Source organism: Paenibacillus sp. A3, assembly GCF_001399685.1.
In the GTDB taxonomy this organism is placed as follows: Bacteria; Bacillota; Bacilli; order Paenibacillales; family NBRC-103111; genus Paenibacillus_G.
This window is the reverse complement of record NZ_JTHN01000180.1, coordinates 1-22096: the sequence shown is the minus strand read 5'-3', so window position 1 is coordinate 22096 and position 22096 is coordinate 1. Positions and strand designations below refer to the sequence as shown.

Sequence of the window (22096 nt, the reverse complement as noted above, 5' to 3'; positions counted from 1 at the left end):
ACTCATGAATCATACGATTGCGGAAGCGCTGCGCCGCCGTAGAGCCGTGCGCAATTTTCAAGCCCGCGAAGTCGAAACGGAAAAGATCGAACAGCTGCTGGAGGCCGCAACTTCGGCGCCGAACGACCGGCTTCGAGAGCCGTGGCACTTCTATGTGGTGCGTGGCGATGCTAAGGAACGCTATACGGAGCTGGCGCTTGCTTTCCTGCAGGAGCGGTTCCCTACGAAGCCGGAGCTGATCGAAGCTTCCATGACGGCGGTCCGGAACACGCCGCTTCTTATTATTGTCGCGTCGGATGTCGTGCCGGGCGATGCGGAAGCGTCCGAGGACAACGAATACGCCGTCGCCTGCGCCATCCATTCCATGTGGCTTGCGGCCGGCGAGCTTGGCCTTGGGATGGTTTGGAGAACCCGGGGCGTCGGCTTGGTCCGGGACGAACGGCTTCACCGTTTTGTAGGCGCAACGGAAGGACAAAAAATCGTAGCCACGCTATGCGTCGGCTACCCCGAAGGCGAAGCCGCGCCGACGAAACGCACGCCGTTCGCGGAGAAAACCACATGGCTGTAGGCTGAATCGCAAAAAGGACGTAGCCCCATGTTTTGATAACATGTGGACACGTCCTTTTTCTATGAAGCCGGGGCTGCCAGATCCGGCTCCTTAGGCTTGACCGGTCAACCGTGCCTTTGTATCGGTTTCGATGCCGCCCAGCCGTTTCTCGAACGTTTCGCGCCAGCTGTCGGCCAGTTGATCAACGGCCAGCATGGAACGCATTCCTTCTGCGTTGTGCTTCTCATGATGCATAATGCGGTTGGCGAACGTCACCGTTCTGCCGTGCGGATGACGCTCCAGCAAGATTAGCTCGTCTCCCGCTGCAACGTTTCCTTCCTGCAGCACCCGGAAGTAATAGCCGGTATAGCCGGTGTTCTGCACCCAGAGCGGGAGCTTGGGCACGCCGTATTTGACCGACAGCTTGAAGCAAGGCTGCCGCGGCTGGCTGACTTGCAGAACGGCGCCTCCCACCCGAAACGTATCCCCGATACAGAGATCGTCTTCCAGCAAGCCCTGCGTCGTCAGATTTTCTCCGAATGCCCCGTACTGCAGCTCTCTTCCGAGCTGCTTGGACCAATAAGCATAATGCTCGTAAGGATAGACACACACCGCTTTGTCAACGCCCCCGTGATGCACGAGATCCGCCTGTCCGTCCCCGTCGAAATTCAGGGAAGACAGGAACACCTCGCCCTCAACCGGTTGCTTGTAAATGCCCGTGGACACTTCCTTTTTCTCAAACGGAACGGATTGCGGTTTGCCTACATTGAGAGAAACAATCTTGATCATCTTCTATTCCAGCTCCTGCCATCCAAAATTGCATTATTCTTTCCACTATACAGGAAAATAGGCCGGTATAAAAGAACCAATTGGAGCGTAATGTAGAGCATCCAATTCCCGCTCCCAGGCGGTCAGCCCGCGAACGTTTCGTAGAGCAGGTAAATGTTCAAGACGGCGATAAAGATCGCGACGATCCAGGATAAGACCGTCAACCATGGGGCGTTAACGAACTCACCCATTTTCTTCTTGTCGCTCGTAAATTTGACGAGAGGAATGACGGCGAATGACAACTGGAAAGATAAGATAACCTGGCTGAGAATGAGCAGCTTCGCCGTCCCGCTCTCTCCCGCAATCGCCGTGACGATGACGGCAGGGATGATCGCAATCAGCCGTGTGATCAAGCGGCGCAGCCATGGTGGCATCCGGAAGTTGAGGAAACCTTCCATGACAATCTGTCCGGCCAGCGTCCCGGTTAACGTCGAGTTTTGTCCGGAAGCCAGAAGCGCTACACCGAACAAAACGCTTCCGAGAGCGGTCCCCAGCAGCGGTGTCAGCAGTTGATAAGCGTCGTTGATTTCCGCCACTTCGGTTAAGCCCGCCCGGTGAAATGTCGCAGCCGACAGGATCAGAATCGCCGCATTAATGAATAGCGCGAAAAACAAAGCGATGGTCGAGTCCCAGGTGGCGTATTTGATCGCCTGCCGCTTCCCGGCCGTCGTCTGCTCGAATTGCCGCGTTTGAACGACCGACGAATGAAGGTACAGGTTATGCGGCATAACGGTCGCGCCCAAAATGCCGATGGCAATGTACAGCATCGCCGGATTGGTCATAATCTCCGCCGTCGGAACGAACCCGCGTGCGATGCCGCCGATATCCGGCTTGGACAAAAAGATTTCGACCGCGAAGCAGGCGCCGATCGTCGCGATCAGCACGATAACCAACGTTTCAATGTAACGGAAGCCCTTGTTTTGCAACAGCAGCACAAGCAGCACGTCCAGCACGGTGATCATCACCCCGTACAGCAGCGGGATGCCGAACAGCAGCTGCAGCGCGATGGCGGAGCCGATGACTTCGGCCAGATCGCACGCCGCAATGGCCAGCTCGCACAGCACCCACAGCATCATCGAGACCGGCTTGCTGTAGTGGTCGCGGCACGCTTGAGCAAGATCCCGCCCGGTGACGATGCCGAGCTTCCCGGCAAGCGCCTGCAGCAGGATCGCCATCAAATTCGAGATCAATATTACCGATAGCAGCGAGTAGCCGAACAAGGAGCCTCCAGCAATATCCGTAGCCCAGTTGCCGGGGTCCATATACCCTACGGCAACCAAATAACCGGGCCCGGCAAAGGCCAGAAACTTTTTGATCCAGCTTCCGCTCTTCGGAATTTTCAAGGAACGGTATACTTCAGGCAGCGAATGCTGCGTTCTTTCCAATCTCCAGCCGCTGCCGTTCTCCGTACGCTCTTTGCTTTTGGTTCTCGGGCTTTGTTCGATTCTCGTTTGTACGCCCAGTTCTTCGTTCATGGTCCACACCTCAATCTGTATATATTCCAGCAACAAGATGCCCCAGTCAAAAAATGATGTCACCATCTAACAATCATGTCCCGGGCTAAATTTGTTGTCCTAGTGCAACTTTTAGAGTAAAAAAATAGTCGTAGAAAATACTATTCAGATTAAAATAATTCTATACTAAAAATTTTACTCGTCTATTCGTTTTCGTCAAGAATTATTTTTCAGGAGGCGTCGGCGGGAATAAAATCTTAACTGAGAATCTAGCGGGAATACATCCGCAGTACGGCGCATATCGTAGGAAACAGCGTTCCATTCGCGGGGCGACCATCGAAAGCGAAAGGGTTGGATGAGACGATGTGGGAAAGCGTGCTAAAAAAAGATCAGTTCGAGATTCGGATGAATCCGACGTACAAGTCGATCCTGTTCCAGGTTTCGGACACGGCATGGTCGGAAGGCAGGCCGGCATTGGTGCTGAACCAAGCCGAGCTGTTCGAACTGCTGCACGCCTTTCTGGCGATTAACCGCTCCTTTAACAAGGAGACCATGTACTATGAAGAGGGGCCTGACGGCGCCTAAGCTAAAAAAAGAAGGCCGGGTACGCGCACTATGCAAGGCGCTGCCCGGCCTTCGCTCCATTTGGATCAAGATGCAGGTTCGCTCAATGCCCAACTTCGGATATAACCGCCAATTGACGGTACAAGTCGGCATATTGCTGAGCTGATCTGGACCAGCTGAAATCTTTTTTCTTGATGTTGTTCATCAGATTCGTCCACACTTCCGGCTCCCGATATAGCCGAACGGCGCGGTCGATCGTGTACAGCATGTCATGGGCGTTATAATTTGTAAAGCTGAAGCCGGTCCCTTCCCCGGTCGTTTCGTTATAGGGCGTCACGGTATCCCGCAGCCCGCCGGTCTCGCGGACGATCGGGACGGAGCGGTACCGCATCGCGATCAGCTGGCCGATCCCGCACGGCTCGAACAGCGAGGGCATCAAGAACAGGTCCGACCCGGCATAAATTTGGCGGGCCAGCGCTTCGTCGAACAAAATTTGCGCCGACAGCTTGTCCGGAAACGCCCCTGCGGCCCAGCGGAACAGCTCCTCGAACCGCGGCTCTCCGGTACCCAGCACGACCCACTGCGCGTCAAGCGCCATCAGCTCGGTGATCACCCGGTCGATAAGCGCTAGCCCCTTCTGGTCGACCAGGCGCGTCACCAGCGCGATCAACGGCACGTCCTTGTCGGCCGGCAGGCCCAGCCGCTCCTGCAGCTTTAGCTTGTTCGCCTGCTTCTTCGCACAAGAATCCCGATAGTTGACCTCCAGATGCGGGTCCGTCATCGGGTCGAATTCCTCGTAATCAATCCCGTTCAAAATGCCTTGCAGCCGGCCGCTTTGACTGCGCAGCAGCCCGTCGAGATGCTCCCCGTAATACGGCGTCTGGATTTCTTCGGCATACGTCGGGCTGACGGTCGTAATATAATCCGAGTACAGCAAGCCGCCCTTCAGGAAGCTCGCCCCGCCGTGCATCTCCAGCGCATACCCGTGCATATGCTCTTCGCCCAGGGCAAAAAAGTCCTGAAACTGCTCCTTGCCGAAGACGCCCTGATATTTCAGGTTATGAATCGTGACGATCGTTTTGAGATGAGAGTACAGCGGCTGATGGCTGAAATGCGCCTTGTACAGCACCGGAATCATACCGGCCTGCCAGTCGTGGCAGTGAAGCAGGTCAGGCATAAAATCGATATGGTACAAAGCGTCAAGCACCGCGCGGCAGTAGAAGGCGAATCGTTCCGCATCGTCACCGTAGCCGTAGCAGCCCTTGCGCCCGAAATAATATTCGTTGTCCACAAAATAAAACGTGATCCCCTCATGCTCCAGCTTCTGGATGCCGCAGTATAAGTTTCTCCAGCCCATTTGGAGAGTAAAGGAAGCGACGTTTTCCATCTGTTCCGTGAAACGTGCCGGAATGTCCTCGTACTTGGGCAGGATGATCCGGACGTCGATTCCCTGCTTCGCCAGCTCCTTGGGCAGCGAGCCGATGACATCGGCAAGTCCTCCCGTCTTGACAAAAGGTACGGCTTCTGACGCGGCAAATAACACTTTCATGGCTTCCTCTCCCTCCTTCTAAAATCCGGTGAATCAACAGACGGCTTCGCGAGCGGACCGATCTTCCGATCGCCATTCCACACTGGCCTGACGTTTCTACGGAACGATTCCGCCCGCGCCGCTTGTTTTTCACCGATATATCTTAAATCACCTTCGTCTTCGAAGCGATAAACGGCGCTTGCTTATCGCCGGTCAGCACGCGGCCGCGGCTGATAAACACGTCTTTGTCCAAGATCGCGTTCTCGATAATGACATTTTCTTCGATCTCGCAGTTTTGCAGAATGATGCTGTTTTTCACGTACGCGCCCTTGCGGATTTTGACCCCGCGGAACAAGATGCTGTTCTCCACCTTGCCTTCGATGATACTGCCGTTGGCGATCAGCGAGTTGCGGGCATGGGCGTTCTCGGCGTAGCGGGCCGGCGGCTCGTTTTTGACCTTGGTGTAGATCAGGTTCTTCTGGAAGAACAGCTCCCGCCATATTTTCGGATTGAGCAATTGCATGCTGTGCTTGTAGTAGCTTTGGATCGTATTCACTATGCCAGTATGGCCATCGTGCAGGTAGCCGTAAACGCCCAGCTTGTCGACGTTCTTCATAATCCCGTCGCGGACGAGATGATCGTACCCTTGGGCCAGGCACGATTCGACCATATCGAGCAGCAGCTCCTTGCTCATGACGTACATTTCCATCGACACGTTGTCGGTGCGCAGCCGTCCCGAATGATCTTCGATCAGCGTGACTCTGCCGTCTTCCTTGATGGCCATCCGGCGGAAGGAGGCGCATTCGTCGTTGTCCGACTTTTTGTAGACGACCGTGACGTCGGCGCCCTTCTCCAAATGGTAATCGAGCACGGCATTGTAGTCGATATTGCAGACGATATGGCTGCGCGAGATGATCACATAATCCTGCCGCCCGCGGTAAAAGTAATCGCGGTGGCTGTAGAACTGGAACAGGTCGCCCCGCGCCAGTCCGGTATCCCCGTGAAGGACGGCGGGCAAGATGAACAATCCGCCGCGCTTGCGGTCCAGGTCCCATTCCTTTCCAGACCCGAGATGATCCATCAGGGACCGGTATTTATGCTGCGTGAATACGGCGACATTCTCAATGCCCGAATTCACCATGTTGGACAATGCAAAATCGATCAGCCGGTACCTGGCGCCGAACGGCACCGACGCGACGCACCGGGAGTAAGTCAGTTCCTCCAAATCGTCCCGCTCGTTGACAAGATTGATTACGCCCATCATTCGCTTCATGCGGCTTCACCCTTTCACTGAGGCACTAGTGGTCCTGCCGATACGCTCGTTGCTGCCGATCAATACGATATCCCCGCCGCCGTCCCCGTCCGGTTGTCCGATGACACACCCGTCTTCCACGACCGTTCCTTCGCCGATAATCGCCTTGTGAATGCTCACGTTGCTGCCGATCGTCACGTTCGGCATAATGACGGAATCCCGGATGACCGTGCCCTCGCCGACCTGCACGCCGTAGAACAGCACGGAATGATCGACCTCGCCGAACACGCAGCAGCCTTCGTTGATCAGCGAGCGCCGCACCTGGGCCGTCGGGGCCACATACTGCCCGGGCTGGCACGGATTGACCGAATAAATGCGCCATTCCCGGTCGTTCAGATTGAATTCGGGCTCATCCTCCAGCAGATCCATATTGGCTTCCCACAAGCTCTGAATCGTCCCGACGTCCTTCCAATAGCCTTCAAATGGATATGCAAAGAGCGGCCGCCCGTCGCGCAGCATCAGCGGAATGACGTCCTTGCCGAAATCCTTGCTTGATTCGGGGTCGGCTTCATCCTTGATCAAATATTCCTTAAGCGCCTGCCAATTGAAAATATAGATGCCCATCGAAGCCAGATTGCTTTTCGGCTCCTTCGGCTTCTCGGCGAACTCGGTAATCCGGTTCTCGTCATCCGTGCTCATCAGGCCGAAGCGGCTCGCTTCCTCCCACTTCACCTCGATGACCGCGATCGTGCAGTCCGCCGCTTTGCTTTTATGGAAATCAAGCATCCGGTCGTAATCCATTTTGTAAATATGGTCGCCGGAGATGACCAGCACGTACTCCGGGTCGTACTGCTCGATGAACGAAATGTTGCGGTAAATCGCGTTCGCCGTTCCCTTGTACCAATCGCCGCCGTTTTGTTCCATATAAGGGGGCAGCACCGTCACGCCGCCGCTCTTGCGGTCCAAATCCCACGGCGTTCCGATTCCGATATACGTGTTCAGCACGAGCGGCTGGTACTGCGTCAGGACGCCGACCGTATCGATGCCCGAGTTCGTGCAGTTGCTGAGGGTAAAATCGATGATCCGGTATTTTCCGCCAAAATGAACCGCAGGCTTCGCCAGCTTGCTGGTCAGGACGCCCAGACGCCTTCCTTCCCCGCCGGCCAGCAGCATCGCCACACACTCTTTTTTACGCATCGGCATTCACCCTCCTCGTAGTCGCATTGGTACGCTTGCGTTTGATTTTGACGGGCTTGAAGATGACGGCCGCCAGCGGAGGCAGCGAAATATGCAGACTGTCCTGCCGGTCGTGCCACGGAATGGTTTCCGTCCGCAGCATGCCCTCGTTCAGCTTGCCGGAGCCGCCGTATTCGCCTGCATCGCTATTGAACAGCTCCACGTACTCTCCCGCGAACGGAACGCCGATCCGGTACTTCGCATGATACACGGGCGTAAAGTTGCAGACGATCAACAAAACGTCCTCCGGATTGCCGGAGCTGCGCATAAACGTCGTCACGCTCTGTCGCTGGTCGTGGGGGTCGATCCAGGCGAACCCTTTTGGTTGATGGTCCAGCTCCCACAGCGCCGGCTCGCGCAGATACAATTGGTTCAGGTCCCGGACGTACCGGTGTATGCTGCGGTGGCTGTCGTAGCCGAGCATTTCCCAATCCAGATCCTCCAGGTCCTTCCATTCGTCGAACTGTCCGAATTCGCCGCCCATGAACAGCAGCTTTTTGCCGGGATGGCCCATCATATAGCCGAAAAGCACCCGCAAATTTGCGAATTTCCGCCAATAATCCCCGGGCATTTTGTTGAGCAGCGATTTTTTGCCGTGCACCACTTCGTCATGCGACAGCGGAAGCACATAATTCTCGGAGAAGGCGTACATGAAGCTGAACGTCAGCAGACCGTGGCTTCCCGGGCGAAAATACGGGTCCGTCTCCATGTACTTCAGCATGTCGTTCATCCAGCCCATGTTCCACTTGTAGTTGAACCCAAGGCCCCCGGCGTCAACCGGAGTTGTCACAAGCGGCCAGGCGGTCGAATCTTCGGCCATCATCAGCGCATCGGGATAACAAGCGAATACCGTGCGGTTCAATTTTTTCAGGAAAGCGATCGCCTCGAGATTCTCCTCTCCCCCGTTGACGTTCTTGATCCACTGCTCGCGCGGCTTGCCGAAATTCAGATAAAGGAGGCTCGCGACCGCATCGACGCGCAGTCCGTCAATATGGAACATATCCATCCAGAACAGCGCGTTCGAGATCAGGAAGCTGACGACTTCCGGCTTGGAAAAATCGAAGGCGAGCGTGCCCCATTCGGGCTTCTCAGCTAAGGCGGGATCGCCGTGCTCATATAGCGGCTGGCCGTCGAACTGCCGCAGACCGTGCTCGTCTTTGACGAAATGACCCGGCACCCAGTCCATAATGACGCCAATTCCCGCCCGGTGGCAGCAGTCGACGAAATACATGAAATCTTTCGGCGTGCCGAAGCGGCTGGTAACCGAATAGTAGCCGGTTGCCTGATAGCCCCAGGACCGATCGTAAGGATGTTCGGCAAGCGGAAGCAGCTCGATATGGGTGTACCCCATCTCTTTCACGTAATCGACCAGTTCGCTTGCGAGTTCGCGGTAGGAATAGTAGGCACCGTCAGGCTTTTTTTTCCAGGTGCCGAGATGCACTTCATAGATGTTTAACGGGGAGCGGTAGACGGATTGGGACGCTTTGCGCAATTGCCATTCCCGGTCGGTCCATTCGTAGCCGTCCAGGGAGCAGATGCGCGAAGCCGTTCCCGGCTTGAGCTCGGACCAGAACGCAAAAGGATCGGCTTTATAAAGCAGTGTTCCGGACGAGGTGACGATTTCGTATTTGTAGTACTCTCCTTCCCGGACGTCGGGCACGAACAACGACCAGACGCCCCAGGTGCTGACTTTTTGCATCGCATGACCCGAGCCGTCCCAGCAATTGAAGTCGCCGACTACCCGGACCTCGCGGGCGTGAGGGGCCCAGACGGCGAAGCGGACGCCGCGTTCCCCCTCCGACTCGGCCAGATGGGCGCCAAGCATCTGGTAGCTTCGGAATAAATTGCCTTCGTGGAACAGATACAAGTCCTCCGGACCGGGGATCAAGCTCATCACGTTCCGTTCATCCCCCTTTTCGATGATTGTTTCTGTCTCTACTTACACAAATACTACGCGCTTGAATAAATTCCTGTCTGAAAAGTGCAAATTCTTCGTGAATTCAGAATTTGGCAAAAACAATGGCAATCCGAAAAAGATGAAAAAAAGGATTTTGCTTCCCTTTGTGGAAGTAGTAAATCACACCAAAAGAGAGAGGATGGATTAATGTATGAATGACAAGCTGAAAGGTTTGGCACTGGGCCTATCGCTGGGCGTCATGCTGACGGGGTCGGTCGCCTATGCGAGCGGCACTCAAATTGAGGTATATTTTAAGCAGCTCAAATATATGTTCGACGGTGTAGAGAAAAAACCGACCGCCGAGCAGGGGCAAGGTTTCATCTATAATGGCACCACCTACGTGCCGCTCCGATTCGTCAGCGAAGCGCTCGGCAAGGAAGTAAGCTGGGACGAAGGCAGCGGAACGATCTGGGTCGGCAAGAAAGGCGATCCGAACGCCGTCGTCGCGACCTATAAGGGCGGCCAAATCACATGGAGCGAGCTCAATAAGTCCGCTGCGGTCATGCGCTTGCTGAACAATACCGGAGAGGTCGACGAGGATTTCCTGAAGCTGATGATCGGCTACAAAGTATTGGCTGGACGAATTACCGCTGAGCAGAAAGCCGCCCTCCCTGCTGAAGTCGATAAAGAATACACGGAAATGAAAAAATACTTGTCCGAGTGGCAGCAGACCGAGGACTTTGCCTCCTTGCTGGCCAAAGAAGGATTAAACGAGCAAGATATCCGCGATTATCTCGGCCTCTATATCGCCGCCGGCCAGGCGCTTTCCGCCCAAGTAACCGACGCGAAGCTGAAAGAAGCCTACGATGCGGCTATTGCGGCAAAAAACGGCGACTTTGTAAAAGCGTCCGTACGGCATATTTTGATCGGCTTCAAGGACTCCGCCGGCAAAGAGCGCTCGAAGGACGAAGCCAAGAAGCTGGCGCTCGACATTGCCGCGAAGCTGAAAAACGGCGAGGATTTCGCCGCATTGGCCAAGCAGTATACCGAAGACCCTGGCTCCAAAGATTCGGGCGGGCTGTATGAGAACCAGCCGGTAACGGACTGGACCGAAGCGTTTAAGAAAGCGGCTGTCGAGCTGGAGCTGAACAAGATCAGCGAGCCGGTCGAGACGGAGTACGGTTACCACATCATGCGCGTCGAAGCCCGCTCCACGCAGACGTTCGACGAAGTGAAGGACGAGTTTAAGAATGAAGCGATGACCAAAGCCTACCGTACGTTTATGGAGCAGGAGCTGCCGGGATTGATCGAGAAGCTGGACCTGCCTAAAGCAAAGTAATACATCGATACGAAAAAAATCGCACAATGATGAACAAGCCGGAGCGCTCTTTCGGGGCGTCTCCGGTTTTTTTGCGTCCGCCCGTTGGATTCGTCCGCCGTAATCGTGTAAAATGTTGAAGATGCCGAATGGGTAATGCTGAGACTGGAAATCAAATTAAAGGATGGTCGCTACTTATGTTTGCAGCACAAGATTGGAAAGATTACGAATTGATCGACACCGGAGGCGGCGAGAAGCTCGAACGCTGGGGCAGTATCGTCCTGCGGCGTCCCGATCCGCAAATTATTTGGCCGCTGCCCAAGGAGACGGGCGTATGGCGCGGAGCCGACGCCCATTACCACCGCAGCTCCAGCGGCGGCGGCAATTGGGAATACCGCAAGGACATTCCCGAGCGCTGGACGATCTCATACCGCGGGCTGTCGTTTCATATTAAACCGACCGGCTTCAAGCACACCGGCCTGTTCCCGGAGCAAGCCGTCAACTGGAGCTGGATGATGGATAAAATCCGCAGCGCCGGCCGGCCGATCCGGGTGCTGAATCTGTTCGCTTATACCGGCGGAGCTTCTGTCGCGTGCGCTTCGGCAGGCGCCGAGGTATGCCACGTCGACGCTTCCAAGGGCGTCGTACAATGGGCGAAAGAGAACCTGCAGCTGTCCGGTCTCGGGGACCGTCCGGTGCGCTTCATTACGGACGACGTGTTCAAATTCGTCCAGCGCGAGCAGCGCCGCGGCAGCAAATACGACGCCATTATTATGGACCCCCCATCGTACGGACGCGGACCGAACGGCGAAACGTGGAAGCTGGAGACGAACCTGTATCCGTTTGTGGAAACGTGCATGAGCATTTTGACGGACAAGCCTTTGTTTTTCCTCATCAATTCCTACACGACGGGTATATCCGCCACGGTGCTCCACAACGTTCTTGCCTTGTCGCTCGGCCGGACCCATGGCGGAACGATCACTTGCGGCGAGATCGGCCTGCCGATTACGGCCTCGAAGCTGACGCTGCCGTGCGGCATCCTCGGCCGCTGGGAGGCTTAACGTATGGGCGGCTCTCATCCGCACGTGCCGGTGCTCTACGAGGACAATCACGTCATCGTCGTCGTTAAGCCGCCGAACGTTCCGACGCAGGAGGACGCCTCCCGGGACCCCGATCTGCTGACGCTGATCAAAGCCGATCTCAAGGAGCGGCACCGGAAGCCGGGCAACGTGTATCTCGGTTTGGTTCATCGGCTCGACCGGCCGGTAGGAGGCGTCATGGTATTCGCCAAAACCTCCAAGGCGGCCTCCCGGCTCTCCGATGCGGTCCGTACACGCTCGATCCGCAAGGTGTACACAGCCGTCGTTAACGGACGGCCCAAAGACCCTCAAGGAACGCTGCGGCATCATTTGCTGAAAGATACGAAGACCAATATGGTATCCGTCGTTCCCGCCTCGAAGACCGGCGCCAAGGAGGCGGTGCTCGATTACCGCGTCCTGTCCGGCCGGGACGGCTTGTCACTCGTGCAGGTCGAGCTGCACACCGGACGACCGCACCAAATCCGCGTCCAGTTCGTGGCCATCGGCTGCCCGCTCGTAGGCGATCAGCGGTATGGCGGCGCTCAGGCGAAGCCCGGTCAGCAGATCGCGCTGTGGTCCACCCTGCTCGAATTCACGCACCCGGTCACGCAGGAAGCGCTCCGCTTTACGTCGGAGCCGCCGGGAGCCTTTCCCTGGCTGCTCTGGGACCTGAAAGCCGCAGGGGCGGTATAACACGATAAAACCTCCGAAACCACGATTCAGGTGGTGACGGAGGTCTTGCTTTTTCCATATAAGAACTTTATTTTGTCTTGATATACACTGTCTGGGCCGTCTGGTCCCAGCTCACTTCGCTGCCAAGGGCCTCGCTGATGAAGCGCACCGGCACCATCGTGCTGGAGTTGACAAGCTGCGCCGGAACTTCCAGCGGCTTCGCGGTCCCGTTCACCGTCGGCTGCGTGCTGCCGATTTGCAGGTAGATCGTCGTGCCGCCTTTGGTCGCCGTCACCGAGCGCTCGGTCTCGTTCCAGGAAATGACCGCACCGAGCCGCTCGAAAATCGCACGCATCGGCACCAGCACGCTGCCGTCTTTGTTAACCGGAGGCTGCTCGAAGGTTTGAAGCTCCCCGTCAATCATCACCTTGATGGCATCGAAGCTGATGTAGAGCGGCTTGATCTCCAGCCCCCCACCGAAATGCCGCTTGCGGAGCGCCATAATTTCCTCCAGGGAATCGGCGCGCTGGCGCAGCACCTTCTTCACTGTTGTATCGCGCAGCGCCGTCAGTTCTTGAATGGTGTTCTTTTGCGTTTTTTCCAAAGAAGCGACGGCCTTGTCGCGGATCTCTTGCAGGTCTTTTTCGCCATCAGTCAAGATTTTATTGATTTTTTCCTCCGCTGCCGCCCGTGATAAATCTCCTAGGCGGTACTTCGACATGGTGCTGCCGGAGTAATTCTCGTTCGATTCGTTATGAAGCTCCCACATCTTGCTGCTGGAATAGTTCGGGTTCATTTCGTTGGAAAAGTCCCACATGGTGCTGCCCGAATAGTTCGGATTGTTCTCGTTATGGTATTTCCACATGAGCGAGGAGCTGTAATTTTCATTGATCTGTGTGGCGAAGTTCCAATGCGTGCTCGACGAATAATTCTCGTTGTTGCCCGTCGCATATTTCCACAGAGCCCCGGACGAGTAGTTCGGGTTGATTTCCCGCTTGTATGCGCTTAAGGCGTCCCGATAGCTGCTGCCGCTGTATTGTTCGGCCAAACTTTTATAATCCTTGTCCAGCAGCGTCGTCAAGTAATCGAGATCCTCTTCGAGCAGCTTATCGAACGTGCGCTGTTCTCTATGAATTTGCTCGTAGAACGCATCGTAAGCCGCGGTCGATTTCTTTTTGTCTTCCTCGTACATCCCCCGGTATTTCGCTTCCAACTGTTCGTACCTCTTCTCGACCTCCTGAATAAACGCCCTATCGGTAGTCGCTGCATACGCTTGTGGCACGGCGCTTGCCGGGATGACGTTCACCGCCGCAAAACCGGCCAGCAGCGCCATCGTCATCATGGTGTTTTTCTTCGTCATAGCGTTCCTCCTGCTTGTAAGTGTGTAAGGTATGGCATATAGGAGCATGAACTTCGATAGATGGAATGCATTTCCTTCTTTTCTTTCGAAAAATGAATCTGCCGACCTATCCGGCTGGCCGTTTTATCCTACGTTAGTTTTACTTCCGTTAAATAGAGAAGCTTATTTCCCTAAGAACGAATGTTTGTTATCATAATGACACGATATTCCAATTTATAAGACCAGGTGACTTCCAGTCGCACACCGGTCCTGAGGAGGCTTCTTTATCCGATGCTAGAACGTTTGGAACATATGCAAATCCCCGTCCGCAACGTAGAGGAAGCGGTTCAATGGTACACGCTTCATCTCGGATTCCGCTTGGAAGGCCAAACGGCGGGAAGACACGCCTTCTTGACCTTGTCTTCCGGTCCTATGCTGATGCTGTGGGAAACCCCGGAGGAAACGCACGCCAATTTCACAGTCCGTGGAGAAACGATGCCGGTGCTGTTGTATCGCACGTCGGATATTCATGCTCTTCACGACAGACTTAAGGGGATAGGCGCACGAATCGCTTTTTACAAGGACGAAGGGTTCGGCCAAGTACTGAAGTTTTACGATCCGAGCGGTAACCTCTGGGGCGCCATACAGCCGAATGCTTAAGCCCTCGGGTATTTGACGACCGGCCACTTTTCTTTTCGCAGCGCACCCAGCAGTTCCGGACCGACGTACAAGGTTTCCTGAATCAACTCGCTAGGAGTCAGCGCCATCCATTGATTGAGCGACACGTCGGCGAATCGCGAGCTCTTGAACATTTCCAGAAACCACAGGGTGTCATTGCCGGTATTCTGGATATAGTGTCCGAAAGCAGCGGGCACATAACCTACGTCCCCGGCTCTGTAATCGAATGTGCGGGCCGTGCCGTTCGCGGCGAATGCGGTCATCCGGCCCTGACCCGTAAGGTAGTACTGCCATTCGTCGCTGTTCGGGTGCCAATGCAGCTCCCGCATGCCTCCCGGTTCTATCTCTACCAGCGCGGCGGCGATCGCCACGGAGACGGGAAAATTGCTGGAATCCACGATCCGCGCCGTGCCGCCCGGCGTCCGGATCGGCTCCTGCGCGAGCAGCCTGTAAGTGAAGCTCTGCGGGACGGTGCCATACGGATCGGGAACCTGCTGAGTCGAGATCGGACCCGGCACCGGCGCTTGGAACATGTAGCGCTGCTGCTTCGGGATATGCGCAAAGGCGCTTTCGGGCACGCCGAAGTTCGCGGCCAGTACATCCTTTGGCGTATGCGCCAGCCAATCGGTGATGGTGAACGTATCGTTCTCGGAGAAGCTGCCGTTATCGAACACGAGCAGAAACTCGCAGCCTTCCTCCAGACCTTGGATCGAATGCGGGATACCGGGAGGAAAGTACCACAGGTCTCCGACGCCTACATCGGCAATAAAATTCCGTCCGTTCTGATCGACTGCCGTGATCCGCGCCCTGCCGATGATAACGAACGCCCACTCCGCCTCCTTGTGCCAATGCAGCTCCCGTACGCCTCCCGGTGTCAACCGCATGTTGACCCCCGCGATTGTGGTCGAGATGGGCAGCTCTCTTACCGTAACTTCCCGGGACCATCCGCCATGCTCGAGCCGCATATGGGTATCGGAGAATGAAAACTTCAGATTGGGTACCGTGCCGGCATCGGTTAACGGAGGAACCAGCATGTTCGGATTCTCCAGATCCCGCAGCACATCCCGCGGCCCGGGATCGTCCGCGCCTGCGCCATCCTCCCTTATCGGCTGCGGCACATGCACGAAGCCACGAGACTCCGAAGGTCGTCTATTCATCGAACCCACTCCTTTGCTTCCGAATCGAATCCGTCGACATTCGTATCCCCCAGTATATAGCGGCGTCCGCGCATATATGACGGAATTGGGAAAAGGTCAAGCTCCGTCATCCGACAAGGTTGTACAAAATCGCCGAACGTCTTTTCAAAGCAAGCGGGGATATGGTATGATGGATTTACAAAAAAAGTTATTGCCTGCAAACCAGAAAGGCCGCGAATGTTCCAGCATCCGCGACCTCGCTACAATAGATTGCCCTCAAGGCGATCGGCGCAAGGAATAACCAAGCGGTAGACCTCTCGGGTTCCAAGGCTCAAGGGAGGTCTACTTCTTTTTTAAGTAGGAAAGTAAAGCGATAATAAACATGCCGAACATGAACATCAACGTTACGGCATCCTTTACTTCCATGGCATCACCTCCTTCCGGATTCGCTGATGCGAACCCATCAATGGCAGGGGTGTGCCAACCGTCCTTGAGTGCCTTTTCCTATTGCATCCACATTATACCATACGCCATGATAAATGAGAACATATTTTCGTATTTTTAGTTTACCAAAACGCTAAGCATTGGCAACCTTGCCCAGCAAATATACAAGCAATTGCTGATTGTGCGAGGAAATTCGGCTCAAATATTGCTGCAAAAACCGTTCGCGGATTTGCACGCCGCGTTCGCATTCGAAGCGTCCCTTCTCCGTTACCAGTACCCACACGATACGGCGGTCCTTCTCGTCCCGCTCTCTTGCGATTAACCCGCTCTTTTCCATCCGGTCAAGCAGCGTCGTAATCGCCGCGGGCGTCGTCGCCAAATACTCGATGAAATCCGAAGGCTTCATCCGGTCCTGCTCGGAAGCCAACAGCCTTTCGAGCACCGTAAGCTGCCCTTCCGTCAGCGTCGGAGCAAGCTCCGTTTCCATATGCGTGCGCAAATCTTTGGACAATTTCCACCACAGCTTGGCAAATTCCTGAGTTATCACAATCATCACTCCCGAAAAACCAATCTTTTCCCTAATTATAGCATTGACCTCCAACTTTTTAAAGGTTAACCCCATGAATATTTTAGGACATAAAACGATAAAATCGGGTACCTTTTGACGGAGTTCAACATATACTGCACATGGGACGTTCGCCTATACGCGGAGCTTGTCAATCCATGGAAGACAAGGAGTGAAAGGAATGGAAGACTGGAAGCGCAAAATCGGAGAAACCGCATTGACGAAAGGAATTATAAACGACCCAGACTGGCTCGAAAAGCTGGACGATTCGATGCCGGTATGGGCCGTTCTGCAATTGATGCTGGAGCTGCTCGAAAAGCTCGAGCCGCAGTACACCAGCTATGATTAAGTAATCTTCAAAATATCCGTTACCGCTTCATTTTTATTGACCGGAACGACGCATTTCCCTGTAGATTTGCGGTCATCAATCGGCGTCTGCTCGGTCGAGAGCGTCACTCTTCCGCCCGTACTGAGGATGGCGGTCAGGTCGAACGGCTCTTTAACTACAAAAGCGCCTTTCAGCTCCGATCCGTTCGGCTTTACCCGCTTGCCCTCCTTAAATTCGAACGTAATAATCCCTTTGCCCCCGCGTCCTTGAACGGGATAATCCGCTACGAGCGAACGCTTCGCATACCCAAGCTCCGTCATGACGACGACTTCTCCTTCGTCCCCGTCGATCCAATCGGCGGCAACGACCTCATCGTCATCCTTCAGCTGAATGCCGCGAACCCCGGCAGCGGCGCGCCCCATCGGATTCACTTCGTCCTCCTTGAAGCGGATGGCCATCCCCTGCTTCGTCACCAGCAGCAGCTCCTTTGAGCCCGTACTGAGCAAGACGTTGAGCACCGCATCCTGATCGCCCACTTTGCAAGCGACGATCCCGGTTGAACGATTCGTAAAATATTCCTTCAGCTCGGTCCGTTTGACCTGCCCTTTGCGCGTCACGAACACGAGCGACTTGCCCGGCTCCTCGAAATCCTTGACAGGCAGCACATGTATAATGCGGTCGTCCTTGGATATCGGAATGACGTTGACGATGGCGGTGCCGTTCTCCTTCCACTTGTACTCCGGAATTTGATGCACCGGCAGCAGGAAGTATTGCCCTTTCTGCGTGAAAATAAGCAGGCTCTCCAGCGTATTGACATCGAGCAGGTAGCGAAGATAGTCGCCTTCCTTCAGTCCCGTCTTGTCAATCTCGCCGCCGGAGCGGATAAACGACAGCTTGCCCGTACGCTTGATATAGCCTTCGCTGGAAAGCGTAACGAAGACGTCCTCAGCCGTCACCATGACTTCCAGATTGACTTTAAGCTCTTCCACCTCGTCCTGGATGTCCGATCGGCGGTCAATGCCGTACTTGTCGCGGATTTGCGACATTTCATCCTTAATGACAGCCAGAAGCTTCTTCTCGCTGCCAAGAATTCCTTTCAGGTACGCGATCGTTTTCTGGACGTCCTTCCATTCTTTCTCCAAAGAATGAATCTCCAGATTCGTCAAACGATACAGCTGCAAGGTCAAAATCGCATCGGCTTGCCGTTCGGTAAACCCGAACTTGGCAACGAGGTTGTTCTGAGCGTCCTGACGGTTTTTCGACGCCTTGATCGCGGCGATGACCTCGTCCAGAATGTTGAGCGCCTTGACCAGCCCTTCGAGCACATGGGCACGGTCTTCCGCCTTCTCCAACTCGAATCGCGAGCGGTGGGTAACCACTTCTTTCTGATGGTCGATGTAGGCCTCCAGCATATCGCGCAGCCCGAGCTGCTTCGGCGTCTTGTTGACGATGGCGACCATGTTGAAATTATAGGCTACCTGCAGGTCGGTTTTCTTAAACAAATACGCCAAAATCCCCTGCGCATCCGCGTCCTTTTTCAGCTCGACGACAATACGAAGACCCTCGCGGCCGCTTTCGTCGCGAACCTCCGCAATGCCTTCGAGTTTTTTCTCCAGACGGATATTCTCCATCGCCGTTACCAGACGGGATTTTACGACTTGATAAGGAATTTCGGTAATGACGATCTGCTGGCGTCCGCCGCGCAGATCCTCGATCGCCGTCCGCGCCCGTACATAGATGCGGCCCCGGCCGGTGCGGTACGCGTCGCGTATCCCCTCCGAGCCCATAATAATGCCGCCGGTCGGAAAATCCGGGCCTTTGATGGCGCCCATCAATTCCTCCAGCGTGCTGTCCGGCTTATCGATCAACGCAATGCAGGCATTGACCACCTCGCGCAGGCTGTGCGGCGGAATTTCCGTCGCAAACCCGGACGAGATGCCGCTAACGCCGTTAACGAGCAAATTCGGAAACCGCGAAGGCAGCACGACCGGCTCCTTCGTCGTATTGTCGAAGTTATCCTTGAACTGGACCGTCCGCTTCTCGATGTCCCGCAGCAGCTCCATGGCGATTTCGGATAACCGCGCTTCGGTATACCGCATCGCAGCCGGCGGGTCGTCGTCCATCGAGCCCCAGTTACCATGGCCGTCAACCAGGACATGGCTCATTTTCCAAGGCTGCGCCATCCGCACCATGCCTTCATAAATCGAAGCGTCGCCGTGCGGATGGTAATTACCCATTACATCCCCGACCGTCTTCGCCGATTTGCGGTACGGCTTATCCGGCGTGTTCCCGGAATCGTACATGGCGTACAGAATACGCCGCTGCACCGGCTTCAGCCCGTCGCGCACATCTGGGATCGCGCGGTCTTGAATGATATATTTGGAGTACCGGCCGAACCGGTCGCCTACAACCTCTTCCAGAAAGGCCGGCAAAAAATTTTCCGAGATACTCACAAAAGGCCCCCCGTTTATTCTTCAAATTCCGTGAAGTCCACGTTCTCGATGATCCAGCGCTTCCGCGGATCGACTTTATCCCCCATCAGCGTAGATACGCGCCGCTCGGCTTTGGCCGCATCTTCGATCTGCACCTGCAGCAGCGTGCGCGTCGCCGGGTCCATCGTCGTTTCCCAGAGCTGGTCGGGGTTCATCTCACCGAGTCCTTTGTAACGCTGCAGCTCGATGTTTTTGCCGAGTTCTTTGGTCAGCGCGTGCAGCTGCTCGTCGGTCCAAGCGTACCGGACCGTGCTGTTTTTGCCGGCTTTTTTCGTCACCTTAAACAGCGGCGGCTGGGCGATATACACTTTGCCCGCGTCGATGAGCGGCTTCATGTACCGGTAGAAGAACGTCAGAAGCAGCACCTGAATATGCGCGCCGTCGGTATCGGCGTCGGTCATAATGATAATTTTCGCATAATTGCTTTCCGACTCGTCGAATTCCGGGCCGACCCCTGCGCCGATCGCGGCGATGATCGCCTTGTATTCGTCGTTTTTCATAATATCGAGCAGCTTGGCCTTCTCCGGGTTCATCGGCTTGCCCTTGAGCGGCAAAATCGCCTGATGCTTCGAATCGCGCCCCTGCTTCGCCGACCCGCCGGCGGAATCGCCTTCGACGATGAACAGCTCGTTGCGGGTATAGTCCTTCGATTGCGCCGGCGTCAGCTTCCCGCCGAGGTTCGAGCTTTCGCTCTTGCCCTTCTTGCCGCTGCGCACCTCTTCCCGCGCCTTCCTTGCCGCCTCGCGCGCCTTGGCCGACTGGATCGCCTTTTTCATGATCATCTGTGCAACCTGCGGATTTTCTTCGAGAAATACCGCCATTTTATCGGAGACGACCGAATCGACCGCGCTCCGCGCCGAAGCGCTGCCGAGCTGGTCCTTCGTCTGGCCGACGAATTCGACCTCACCCATCTTGATGTTGATGACCGCCATCATGCCTTCGCGCAGGTCCTGCCCGTCCAGGTTTTTCTCCTTTTCCTTGAGCATCCCGTTCTTGCGCGCATAGTCGTTCATGACGCGGGTATAGGCCGTTTTGAAGCCCGTTTCATGCGTTCCCCCGCCACGCGTCGGAATCGAGTTGACGAAGGACACGAGCGTCTCCGTGTAGCCGTCGTTATACTGCATCGCCACTTCGACTTCGATTTCGTCTTTCTCCGCTACGAAGTGAATGACGTCGTGCAGCACCGTTTTTTCCTCGTTCAAGAACTGCACGAACTGGCTGGCGCCGCCTTCGTATTGGAATTCCTCCTGCTTATCCGCGCGCTGATCGGTCAGCGTGACCTTTAGCCCCGAGTTCAAAAAGGCGATTTCCTGCAACCGCTCGTAGAGCGTGTCGAAATTGATCGTCGTACCGCCCTGAAAGACGCGCTTGTCGGGCTTGAACGTCACCTTCGTTCCGCTTTTGCGCGTCGAACCGATCACTTCCAGGCCCGTGACCGGCTCTCCGACGTGCTCCTTGCCTTGATCGTCCACCCAATATTCAAACCGCTGGCGGTGTGTTTTGCCTTCGCGGTAAATTTCCACTTCAAGCCATTCGGACAGCGCATTCGTCACGGAAGCGCCTACGCCGTGCAGGCCCCCGGACTTTTTATATCCCCCGCCGCCGAACTTGCCGCCGGCATGAAGCATCGTAAACACCACCTGCGGTGTGGGAATCCCCGTTTTGTGCATGCCGGTCGGAATGCCGCGGCCGTTGTCGTACACCGTTACGGACTGATCCTTATGGATCGTCACGTCGATTTGCGTACAATGCTTGGCCAGATGCTCATCCACGGCATTGTCGACGATTTCCCAGATCAGATGGTGAAGCCCGGACGTGCTGGTACTGCCGATATACATCCCCGGCCGCTTGCGTACCGCTACCAGTCCTTCGAGCACCTGGATATCGTCTGCACCGTAGTCCGCCGGCGCTGCTGTCGTTTTTCCAAACAAATCGAGTTGATCCGCCATCGCAGCCTCCCTAAAAACACCTATGTCTCCGCAACATTATAACATTTGAACGGATTAGTTCAATACATCTTTTTTCGTGAATACCGCAAACGAGACGATCACCGACGCGATTCCCCATACGGTCAATACCGCCAAGGAGAACGGCAAATCCATGCCTTTGATAGGCGGAAGCGTCCCGCTGAGATACGTTGTCAAGTTCAAGTTGACCATGAACAAATATTTGGCCGCCTCCCAAGAAGAGACCATATTCGTCAAGATCGTGCCCGAGATGAGCAGCGCCAGCATGATGCCCATTCCCGCCGCCGTGCTGCGCACGAGCACCGAGATCATCAGCGTCATCACCGCGACGATGAGCGCCGCAAACCAAACCAGCCCGAATTCCATGATCAGGTACAGCCACTGGTCTACCGGGCGGACGAACGAAAAGTCGACCTCCGTCCCCTTCACCTGGAACCCGAAGAAGACCGGCATATCCCAGCCCCCGTAACCGAACACGACGCCCGATATAAGATAGCATAAAATTCCTGTCGCAACAACGATAAACGAGGTGAAGAGGATAAGACTTAGCAGCTTGCTCAAGAGAATTTTCCAGCGCTGCACCGGACGCGTCAGCAGCAGCTTGATCGTCCCCGTCGTATGCTCCCCGGATACCATATCGGCTGCCACGACCATAACCATGAGAGGAATGAACAAATTTACGGCATTTTTCACAAACTCTCTTGTAAAGGTTACCCCGTTCGGCTCGGCCGGATTCACATCTTTATCCAGATAGTACTGGGCCAGCTTCACT

General features: G+C 55.3%; 20 protein-coding genes. 7 read left to right on the top strand and 13 right to left on the bottom strand.

Annotated elements, in window-relative coordinates:
* Positions 1-4: 4 nt before the first annotated feature.
* The gene (locus tag QJ48_RS25515) at positions 5-568 is read left to right on the top strand and encodes a nitroreductase (RefSeq protein ID WP_054976227.1); all 564 of its coding nucleotides are present in this window, start codon (positions 5-7) and stop codon (positions 566-568) included.
* Positions 569-658: 90 nt separating this feature from the next.
* Here the strand turns inward: QJ48_RS25515 and QJ48_RS25510 are convergent, their stop codons facing one another.
* Both QJ48_RS25510 and QJ48_RS25505 read right to left on the bottom strand, forming a co-directional pair.
* Positions 659-1336 carry an MOSC domain-containing protein gene (locus QJ48_RS25510; protein WP_054976226.1) on the bottom strand — a complete coding sequence of 226 codons (678 nt, stop codon included), beginning with the start codon at positions 1334-1336 and terminating at the stop codon, positions 659-661.
* 122 nt (positions 1337-1458) lie between these two features.
* Complete coding sequence (locus tag QJ48_RS25505) at positions 1459-2850, bottom strand: Nramp family divalent metal transporter (RefSeq protein ID WP_272948159.1); 1392 nt, start codon at positions 2848-2850, stop codon at positions 1459-1461.
* 354 nt (positions 2851-3204) lie between these two features.
* Between QJ48_RS25505 and QJ48_RS25500 the strand changes: the two genes are divergently transcribed.
* On the top strand, positions 3205-3414 hold the full coding sequence (locus QJ48_RS25500; protein WP_237763060.1) for a hypothetical protein: 210 nt from the start codon (positions 3205-3207) through the stop codon (positions 3412-3414).
* 82 nt (positions 3415-3496) lie between these two features.
* Here the strand turns inward: QJ48_RS25500 and glgA are convergent, their stop codons facing one another.
* The 4 genes from glgA to glgB form a co-directional block, all read right to left on the bottom strand.
* Positions 3497-4942, bottom strand: coding sequence for a glycogen synthase GlgA (glgA, locus tag QJ48_RS25495; protein WP_054976224.1), 1446 nt, complete (start codon positions 4940-4942; stop codon positions 3497-3499).
* 142 nt (positions 4943-5084) lie between these two features.
* Complete coding sequence (gene glgD, locus QJ48_RS25490) at positions 5085-6194, bottom strand: glucose-1-phosphate adenylyltransferase subunit GlgD (RefSeq protein ID WP_054976223.1); 1110 nt, start codon at positions 6192-6194, stop codon at positions 5085-5087.
* 6 nt (positions 6195-6200) lie between these two features.
* Positions 6201-7370, bottom strand: a complete 1170-nt coding sequence (locus QJ48_RS25485) for a glucose-1-phosphate adenylyltransferase (RefSeq protein WP_054976222.1) — start codon at positions 7368-7370, stop codon at positions 6201-6203.
* The gene (gene glgB / locus QJ48_RS25480) at positions 7363-9303 is read right to left on the bottom strand and encodes a 1,4-alpha-glucan branching protein GlgB (RefSeq protein ID WP_193394501.1); all 1941 of its coding nucleotides are present in this window, start codon (positions 9301-9303) and stop codon (positions 7363-7365) included. The genes QJ48_RS25485 and glgB overlap by 8 nt, the downstream gene beginning before the upstream one ends.
* A gap of 214 nt (positions 9304-9517) precedes the next feature.
* Here glgB and QJ48_RS25475 point away from each other — a divergent pair, with 214 nt between their 5' ends.
* The 3 genes from QJ48_RS25475 (at position 9518) to QJ48_RS25465 (ending at position 12396) form a co-directional block, all read left to right on the top strand.
* Positions 9518-10645 carry a peptidylprolyl isomerase gene (locus QJ48_RS25475; protein WP_054976220.1) on the top strand — a complete coding sequence of 376 codons (1128 nt, stop codon included), beginning with the start codon at positions 9518-9520 and terminating at the stop codon, positions 10643-10645.
* 176 nt (positions 10646-10821) lie between these two features.
* Positions 10822-11685, top strand: coding sequence for a class I SAM-dependent methyltransferase (locus QJ48_RS25470; protein ID WP_054976219.1), 864 nt, complete (start codon positions 10822-10824; stop codon positions 11683-11685).
* A gap of 3 nt (positions 11686-11688) precedes the next feature.
* The gene (locus QJ48_RS25465; RefSeq protein ID WP_054976218.1) at positions 11689-12396 is read left to right on the top strand and encodes an RluA family pseudouridine synthase; all 708 of its coding nucleotides are present in this window, start codon (positions 11689-11691) and stop codon (positions 12394-12396) included.
* A 67-nt stretch (positions 12397-12463) separates the two neighbouring features.
* Here QJ48_RS25465 and QJ48_RS25460 read toward each other — a convergent pair whose 3' ends face one another.
* A complete protein-coding gene (locus QJ48_RS25460; RefSeq protein WP_054976217.1) occupies positions 12464-13735 on the bottom strand; it encodes a stalk domain-containing protein in 1272 nt (423 codons plus the stop codon).
* Positions 13736-14005: 270 nt separating this feature from the next.
* On the opposite strand from QJ48_RS25460, the gene QJ48_RS25455 reads away from it, so the two are divergent.
* Positions 14006-14374, top strand: a complete 369-nt coding sequence (locus QJ48_RS25455; protein ID WP_054976216.1) for a VOC family protein — start codon at positions 14006-14008, stop codon at positions 14372-14374.
* On the opposite strand, the gene QJ48_RS25450 is transcribed toward QJ48_RS25455, so the two are convergent.
* From QJ48_RS25450 to QJ48_RS25445, 3 genes are all read right to left on the bottom strand, one after another.
* Positions 14371-15549 (bottom strand): oxalate decarboxylase family bicupin, encoded by a 1179-nt coding sequence (locus QJ48_RS25450; protein WP_054976215.1) that lies wholly within the window; start codon positions 15547-15549, stop codon positions 14371-14373. The genes QJ48_RS25455 and QJ48_RS25450 overlap by 4 nt on opposite strands.
* 321 nt (positions 15550-15870) lie before the next feature.
* A complete protein-coding gene (locus QJ48_RS39290) occupies positions 15871-15954 on the bottom strand; it encodes a putative holin-like toxin (protein ID WP_272948161.1) in 84 nt (27 codons plus the stop codon).
* A gap of 151 nt (positions 15955-16105) precedes the next feature.
* Positions 16106-16519, bottom strand: coding sequence for a MarR family transcriptional regulator (locus tag QJ48_RS25445; RefSeq protein WP_025852237.1), 414 nt, complete (start codon positions 16517-16519; stop codon positions 16106-16108).
* A gap of 199 nt (positions 16520-16718) precedes the next feature.
* Between QJ48_RS25445 and QJ48_RS38175 the strand changes: the two genes are divergently transcribed.
* On the top strand, positions 16719-16886 hold the full coding sequence (locus QJ48_RS38175; protein ID WP_193394500.1) for a hypothetical protein: 168 nt from the start codon (positions 16719-16721) through the stop codon (positions 16884-16886).
* Here the strand turns inward: QJ48_RS38175 and gyrA are convergent.
* From gyrA to QJ48_RS25430, 3 genes are all read right to left on the bottom strand, one after another.
* Positions 16883-19318, bottom strand: coding sequence for a DNA gyrase subunit A (gene gyrA / locus QJ48_RS25440; protein WP_054976214.1), 2436 nt, complete (start codon positions 19316-19318; stop codon positions 16883-16885). The two genes, QJ48_RS38175 and gyrA, sit on opposite strands and share 4 nt — an antisense overlap.
* Positions 19319-19332: 14 nt before the next feature.
* Positions 19333-21306, bottom strand: coding sequence for a DNA topoisomerase IV subunit B (gene parE, locus QJ48_RS25435; protein ID WP_054976213.1), 1974 nt, complete (start codon positions 21304-21306; stop codon positions 19333-19335).
* A 54-nt stretch (positions 21307-21360) separates the two neighbouring features.
* Positions 21361-22096 (bottom strand): ABC transporter permease (locus tag QJ48_RS25430; protein WP_054976212.1); only part of this gene is annotated, 736 nt, incomplete at its 5' end.

Bases quoted from the DNA above. Each gene is read 5' to 3' on its own strand.
- QJ48_RS25515 (WP_054976227.1), top strand. From the start codon at position 5: ATGAATCATACGATTGCGGAAGCGCTGCGCCGCCGTAGAGCCGTGCGC.
- QJ48_RS25510 (WP_054976226.1), bottom strand. From the start codon at position 1,336: ATGATCAAGATTGTTTCTCTCAATGTAGGCAAACCGCAATCCGTTCCG.
- QJ48_RS25505 (WP_272948159.1), bottom strand. From the start codon at position 2,850: ATGAACGAAGAACTGGGCGTACAAACGAGAATCGAACAAAGCCCGAGA.
- glgA (WP_054976224.1), bottom strand. From the start codon at position 4,942: ATGAAAGTGTTATTTGCCGCGTCAGAAGCCGTACCTTTTGTCAAGACG.
- glgD (WP_054976223.1), bottom strand. From the start codon at position 6,194: ATGAAGCGAATGATGGGCGTAATCAATCTTGTCAACGAGCGGGACGAT.
- QJ48_RS25485 (WP_054976222.1), bottom strand. From the start codon at position 7,370: ATGCGTAAAAAAGAGTGTGTGGCGATGCTGCTGGCCGGCGGGGAAGGA.
- glgB (WP_193394501.1), bottom strand. From the start codon at position 9,303: ATGAGCTTGATCCCCGGTCCGGAGGACTTGTATCTGTTCCACGAAGGC.
- QJ48_RS25475 (WP_054976220.1), top strand. From the start codon at position 9,518: ATGAATGACAAGCTGAAAGGTTTGGCACTGGGCCTATCGCTGGGCGTC.
- QJ48_RS25470 (WP_054976219.1), top strand. From the start codon at position 10,822: ATGTTTGCAGCACAAGATTGGAAAGATTACGAATTGATCGACACCGGA.
- QJ48_RS25465 (WP_054976218.1), top strand. From the start codon at position 11,689: ATGGGCGGCTCTCATCCGCACGTGCCGGTGCTCTACGAGGACAATCAC.
- QJ48_RS25460 (WP_054976217.1), bottom strand. From the start codon at position 13,735: ATGACGAAGAAAAACACCATGATGACGATGGCGCTGCTGGCCGGTTTT.
- QJ48_RS25455 (WP_054976216.1), top strand. From the start codon at position 14,006: ATGCTAGAACGTTTGGAACATATGCAAATCCCCGTCCGCAACGTAGAG.
- QJ48_RS25450 (WP_054976215.1), bottom strand. From the start codon at position 15,549: ATGAATAGACGACCTTCGGAGTCTCGTGGCTTCGTGCATGTGCCGCAG.
- QJ48_RS39290 (WP_272948161.1), bottom strand. From the start codon at position 15,954: ATGGAAGTAAAGGATGCCGTAACGTTGATGTTCATGTTCGGCATGTTT.
- QJ48_RS38175 (WP_193394500.1), top strand. From the start codon at position 16,719: ATGGAAGACTGGAAGCGCAAAATCGGAGAAACCGCATTGACGAAAGGA.
- parE (WP_054976213.1), bottom strand. From the start codon at position 21,306: ATGGCGGATCAACTCGATTTGTTTGGAAAAACGACAGCAGCGCCGGCG.